The organism is Frankia sp. KB5, assembly GCF_002099325.1.
GTDB lineage: Bacteria > Actinomycetota > Actinomycetes > Frankiales > Frankiaceae > Frankia > Frankia casuarinae.
The window spans coordinates 1-1,412 of the sequence record NZ_MRUJ01000188.1 but is presented as its reverse complement, the minus strand read 5'-3'; the positions used below and the strand labels follow the sequence as shown (position 1 = coordinate 1,412).

The 1,412-nt window shown below is 68.7% G+C and carries 1 protein-coding gene and 1 pseudogene; both read right to left on the bottom strand.

The annotated features are described in order from the left end of the window. Positions 1-567: pseudogene (locus KBI5_RS27060) on the bottom strand (radical SAM protein); the annotation flags it as partial. Between the two features lie 246 nt (positions 568-813). After that, entirely contained in the window at positions 814-1,233 is a 420-nt protein-coding gene (locus tag KBI5_RS17640; protein ID WP_241882996.1) for an NUDIX domain-containing protein, read from the bottom strand. Positions 1,234-1,412 lie beyond the last annotated feature (179 nt).

Below are 1,412 nucleotides of genomic sequence, written 5' to 3'. Positions count from 1 at the left end.
CGCCGACAACCCCAGAACATCCGGCCGGTCCGCCTCCACACGGGCGGCCAGACCGTCGAGGGTGAGCCCGAGCTGCATGTCGGCCAGCGACACCGAGCCCAGCAGCGTCTCGCGGGCCGCCCGCGCCACCGTGCTGATCCCCAGCGGAAACCGCGGCAGGGGAAACGTCTCCGGGTGATACAACGCGGCCAGCAGCACGCCCGGCCGCGACAGCCGCTCCACCACCGGCTCGTCCACGTCGGCCAGCGACAGCCAGGACCCCGGCTCGTCCAGCACCACTCTGTCCCGCGCCCACGTCGGCCAAGCCCGTGAGCCGTGCGGTTGACCCGACAGGTCCGCCACCACCCACCGGCCTTCACCGCGCTCGACGAAGACCAGACGGCGCTCAAGTGCGCCCGTGACCCGCACCCGTCTCACCTCGCCGGCGCACTGCTGCTCCACCCAGCTGCGAAGCTCGGATGGATTGAGTAGCAGGTCGCTGTGATCGGGTGGGCCGGATGTCGGACTGGCGTCGGCGAGACGCACAGCGGTGATCAGACGGACGAAGGGCTCAGGGAAATGCTCCACGACGATGCCTTCCGGACGGACGGTGCCCCACCGCCGTACGGATGGYCCCGGACGGGACCGGCTTCGACGGTGTGCGTGTAGCACCTGTCACTGTCCGCGACATCACGCAGGATGGTCATTCCCCACGACGCGAACAAGTACTTCCCCGCCGTGCGGAGCCGCGACCTGCACAGACAGCACCCGCAGCGCCCAGAACTTCGTCCGCGGCATCGACTTCGCCTCGAACGGCCGAACGTTCTTGACGTGTCACGCGTCCGCAGGTGCCCACCCGGAGGCGGCGAAGTTCTGCCGTTTCTGATAAAGCTCGACGCCGATCCGCGTGTAGGGGTAGGTGTTGCCGGGCAGCTCCCCCAACGGATACCAGGCTATGTGGGCGCATTTGTGCGGTTCGGCGTTGACCGGTTCGCCTTCCCAACGGTCTGGGCGGAAGAACAGGCCCAGCCTCGCCTCCCCGTACACGTTCCGGTAATGGACGGTGGACGCGAGGGTGAGTGACGTCGGGTCCAAGTCGAGGCCGACCTCCTCGCGGGCTTCGCGGCATACCGCGCTGGCGACGTCCTCRCCGKCTTCSAGYTTSCCSGAGGGGMMGTTSYACYRMYYGTCCGCRAAWCCGGTRCCGGMCCGCARMGCGAGCAGRACGGYGTCSTCYCGGATGAGCAGGAGCATGACGTCGATGACACTGGTGTACGTCATGGCGCACAGTCTCCCAGGGGCGCAGGTCAGCGGGCGGTCGGGTCGAGGCCGAGGGCGGTGAGCTGCTCGGCGATCCAGCCGACCCGCTGGCCGGTGGACATGTTCGGGGGGATGTCGTAGATCCGCTGSCCGACGGTGGCGCAGATGCTGCG